5 protein-coding genes are annotated in these 3726 nt (G+C 60.9%); 1 reads left to right on the top strand and 4 read right to left on the bottom strand.

Translation table 11 applies throughout. From position 1 onward, the window contains the following. Nucleotides 1-187: 187 nt before the first annotated feature. Together FJ424_RS33275 and FJ424_RS33270 are read right to left on the bottom strand one after the other, a co-directional pair. Nucleotides 188-844, bottom strand: a complete 657-nt coding sequence (locus FJ424_RS33275) for a glutathione S-transferase family protein (protein WP_140659995.1) — start codon at nt 842-844, stop codon at nt 188-190. 90 nt (nt 845-934) lie between these two features. Then, nucleotides 935-1768: an alpha/beta hydrolase gene (locus tag FJ424_RS33270; protein WP_140659996.1), complete on the bottom strand. Its 834-nt coding sequence runs from the start codon at nt 1766-1768 to the stop codon at nt 935-937. A gap of 88 nt (nt 1769-1856) precedes the next feature. On the opposite strand from FJ424_RS33270, the gene FJ424_RS33265 reads away from it, so the two are divergent. Next, nucleotides 1857-2375 (top strand): helix-turn-helix domain-containing protein, encoded by a 519-nt coding sequence (locus FJ424_RS33265; RefSeq protein ID WP_140659997.1) that lies wholly within the window; start codon nt 1857-1859, stop codon nt 2373-2375. A 126-nt stretch (nt 2376-2501) separates the two neighbouring features. Here FJ424_RS33265 and FJ424_RS33260 read toward each other — a convergent pair whose 3' ends face one another. Continuing rightward, nucleotides 2502-2903, bottom strand: a complete 402-nt coding sequence (locus tag FJ424_RS33260; protein WP_042641631.1) for a hypothetical protein — start codon at nt 2901-2903, stop codon at nt 2502-2504. 314 nt (nt 2904-3217) lie between these two features. After that, nucleotides 3218-3400, bottom strand: coding sequence for a 50S ribosomal protein L32 (gene rpmF / locus FJ424_RS33255; protein ID WP_006203806.1), 183 nt, complete (start codon nt 3398-3400; stop codon nt 3218-3220). Nucleotides 3401-3726 lie beyond the last annotated feature (326 nt).

Raw genomic sequence — 3726 nt, 5'->3', positions numbered from 1 at the left:
GTCAGCACGAATCGTTCCATCCGAAGCTTGAATCATGATCAAGCCCGATGTGGAATCCTGAATATCAACAGGCCTTAGAGCATGATGCCGAAAAGTGTGAAGCGGTTTTCGGACGACATCATGCTCTATCTCTTTGATTAGAGACGGATTCAGATTTCAGGTCGATTCGACCTGAAATCATCCGGCTCTAGCCGTTGTTGTAGGGGAAGAACTTGAAATAGGGCTGCGCTTCCTCGATGACGCGGGCGAAGGACGGACGCGCGAGCAGCCGGTCGTGGTAGCGCTTCACCGCCGGAAACTTGTCGCCGAACGGCTCGACCTTGTTGGCATAGAACAGCGCCGGCGACGCGGCGCAGTCGGCCATCGTGAAGGTTTCGCCCACCGCCCAGGTCTTGCCCTGCATGTCCTCTTCGACGATGGCGTAGGAATTGCGCAACTGCGCCCGGGCCTCCTCGACGCCGAACGGATCGGTCTTGTCCTTTGGCCGCAGCCTGTCGCCGACGATCTTCTGCATCGGATGCTGCACGTAGAAATCGTAGAAGCGGTCGGCCTGGCGGACCTGCAGGGCGAGATCGATAGTGGCGGGAACGAGCTCGACCGGCCCCGGATAATGCGCGGCGAGATATTCGACGACGATGGTCGATTCCAGCATCGTGCGGCCCCGCGCATCGTCACGCAGCGCCGGCATCTTGCCGGTCGGCGACACCTTCAGGAAGGCGGCGCGGGAGGCCTCGTCGCCGAGGTCGACAATCACCGGTTCGAAAGGCGTGCCGTTCTCGTAGAACGCGATCAGCGGCTTCCAGCAGAACGAGGCCAGCGGGTGGAAATGCAGCGTCAGGGACATTCCGGCTCTCTTTCGCGTTCGGCCGTTGGATAATACTGAAGTGGTTACTTCACTATTGTCCCGGGCGGCTTGAGTCAAGGCGGCTTCTTGTCAGCGCTGCCCGTGGGCGGCGATAGCTTCGACGATTTGAGGCCAGTCGTTGCGGTGCAGTTCATGGCCGCCGCCTTCGACCTTGACCAGCCTTGCGCCGGGAACGGCCTTCGCCAGCGCTTCGCCATGCTCGATCGGGAAGAGCGGGTCGGCGCTGCCGTGGATGACGAGCAGCGGCGCGCGAAGATCCCGCACCGTCCGCTGCGGGCCGCCGCCCTTGAGCAGGAAATGGTTGGTCGCGCTGGCGAGACCGCCGGAGCGATCGTAGTCCGCCTGGATCATCGCGCGCGTCCGTTCCTCGTCGAACGGATGGCGCGTGCTGGCAATCGCGCGTGCGTCCTTGACCATGAAGTCGAGCACTTGGTCCCTGTTCGACCAGTCGATATCGGCGCCTTGGGCCGAATGTTCCTTATAGGCCTCGGTTGTCCCGGGCAGGCCGGATGTGTCGACGCCGAGCGGCGAAGAAGAGATCACGGTGAGCGCGCCGACGCGTTCGGGATATTTCAGCGCGACGCTCTGCGCGAGCATGCCGCCCATCGACATGCCGGCGACATGCGCCTTGGCGATGCCATGGTCGTCGAGCACGCGCATGGCATCGTCCACCATGTCCTCGAACGTATAAGGCGGCGCGCCCGGCGGATATTTGGTCGACAGGCCGGTATCGCGGTTGTCGTAGCGGATGACGAAGCGGCCGCGCCCGGCAAGTTGCCGGCAGAAGGCTTCGGGCCACCACGACATCGAGGCCATGGCGCCCATGATCAAAAGGATCGTCGGATCCTTCGAACTGCCGAAGGTCTCCGAAACGATGTCGGGGCGCTGCGCTGCGGTGGTCATCTGCTCCTCCAATCCGATTGCATTTTGCAATCAGTTGCACGATAATGAAACCGATATCATAATGCAACTGGTTTTTCTGGAGACTGCCATGAGCATCGACCGTCGGTCCGGCTGCCCGATCAATCTGTCGCTCGAAGTGTTCGGCGACCGGTGGAGCCTGATCATCCTGCGCGACATGATCTTCGGCGGAAAACGCCATTTCCGCGAGTTGCTCAACGGCTCGATCGAAGGCATCGCCTCCAACATCCTGGCCGACCGGCTGAAGCGGCTGATGCAGCTCGGGCTTCTGACCAAGGCCGACGATCCCAGTCACAAGCAGAAGGCGATCTACAGCCTGACCGAGATGGCGATCACGCTGGTGCCGATCATGGCGCAGCTCGGCGCCTGGGGACGCGTCTGGCTGCCGGTTACGGAAGAATTGTCGATCCGCGCCGAGCTGCTCGAAAAGGGCGGCCCGCCGCTATGGGAGCGATTCATGGACGAACTGCGCCACGAGCATCTGGGCATGCCTTCGAAGACGCCGCCGGGCACGCCCACCGTGCGCCAGCAACTGCGCGCTGCCTACGAGGCGGTTGTCGCACGAAAGGTTGAGGCTGCGGCAGGTTGAGACGCGGCGAAGAGGTTCGTCATTCCAGGGTCTCCGCGACGCCGCTTCGCTCCTTGCTCCGCCATAAAATGACGATCCGATCAACGTGTTCCGCCAATCACGAAGTCATGCTTCCGCGCTGTATCCCTAGTTCAAATTGATATCCCGGCTCGCCGACCGCATCGACACCGAGAAGCCGGCCAGCACGTCGAACAGCGCGATGATCATCAGAGTGAAGAAGACGGAGTGCGCCGCGCCCTTCACCAGCAGGAATTCGACCAGGAAGGCGATGAAGACCAGCGTCGATAAGAGATGGTCCAGGATCGAGGCATTGGTCGTGCGCACCGATTTCGAGATCTCGATGAACAGGAAGATCAGCCCGATCAGCACCATCAGGTCGCCGAGCGTCATCGAGAACACGCCGCCCGACATCATGCGGAAGGAGAACATCTCGGTCATCCAGGGATCGTCGCCACCGCCGAACAATCCGAGCAGGCCGAGATTGTAGAGGACGAAGGGCACGATCAGCAGCGGGATGGCACCGAACATCTGGGCGACTCCAATGGGGCACCCTTTTGTAAAATCCGCCGCAGGCGCGCCGTCAAGCGTTTTCACCGGCGGCGGCGAACACGCTCTAAGACCTAATGAAATAACGATGTCAGCCGGTTGGCTGACATCTCGTCATCATCTCACGCGCGAACGACCCTTAGCGTTTGAAATAGAGAGGGGACGGCTTAGGGCCGCGCGGGCGCGAACTCAGGTCGTGCCGATTTCGGGTCGGCCGCCGCGCCCATGAGGTCGCCAAAACAAAAAAGACCGGCCAAAGGCCGGTCTTTTGAAACGTCATGAACCTTGGAAGCTTCTCAGCTTTCCTTCGGCTCCAGAACCTGGCGGCCGCGATACATGCCGGTCTTCAGGTCGATATGGTGCGGGCGGCGCATTTCGCCGGAATTCTTGTCCTCGACATAGGTCGGGGCCTTGAGCGCGTCGGCCGAGCGGCGCATGCCGCGCTTCGACGGAGAGGTTTTTCTTTTTGGAACGGCCATGGATATGCTCCACTACATGGTCAAAATGCCCCGGCAACCCTCGCGAAAGGGCCGCATCGAGGCCATAATCTGAGAAAGTCGGGTGCCTATACACGCCTTGCGCCGTTTTGGCCAGCGCTGGCCGCGAATTTTTTTGAGCCGGCGGCGCTTCGCTTGGATCGGGACGCCGTTTTGTTGAAACGCCGTCATGATCCAAGTCTTCGTTGGGAGCGTGATCTTCCCGAAACCGGTTCCCACCTTTCGGGATCACGCTCTAAGGCCTGTTGATATTCATCTGGAGCTTATGATGGCGGCGGCGAGATGGACGAAGGCGGAGAAGCTCTGGT

The organism is Mesorhizobium sp. B3-1-8, assembly GCF_006439495.1.
In the GTDB taxonomy this organism is placed as follows: domain Bacteria; phylum Pseudomonadota; class Alphaproteobacteria; order Rhizobiales; family Rhizobiaceae; genus Mesorhizobium.
This window is presented reverse-complemented; position numbering and strand designations above follow the sequence as displayed.

What these genes read in the sequence shown, in the direction of transcription:
- rpmF (WP_006203806.1), bottom strand. Translation starts at nt 3,400, where the DNA reads ATGGCCGTTCCAAAAAGAAAAACCTCTCCGTCGAAGCGCGGCATGCGC.
- FJ424_RS33275 (WP_140659995.1), bottom strand. Translation starts at nt 844, where the DNA reads ATGTCCCTGACGCTGCATTTCCACCCGCTGGCCTCGTTCTGCTGGAAG.
- FJ424_RS33270 (WP_140659996.1), bottom strand. Translation starts at nt 1,768, where the DNA reads ATGACCACCGCAGCGCAGCGCCCCGACATCGTTTCGGAGACCTTCGGC.
- FJ424_RS33260 (WP_042641631.1), bottom strand. Translation starts at nt 2,903, where the DNA reads ATGTTCGGTGCCATCCCGCTGCTGATCGTGCCCTTCGTCCTCTACAAT.
- FJ424_RS33265 (WP_140659997.1), top strand. Translation starts at nt 1,857, where the DNA reads ATGAGCATCGACCGTCGGTCCGGCTGCCCGATCAATCTGTCGCTCGAA.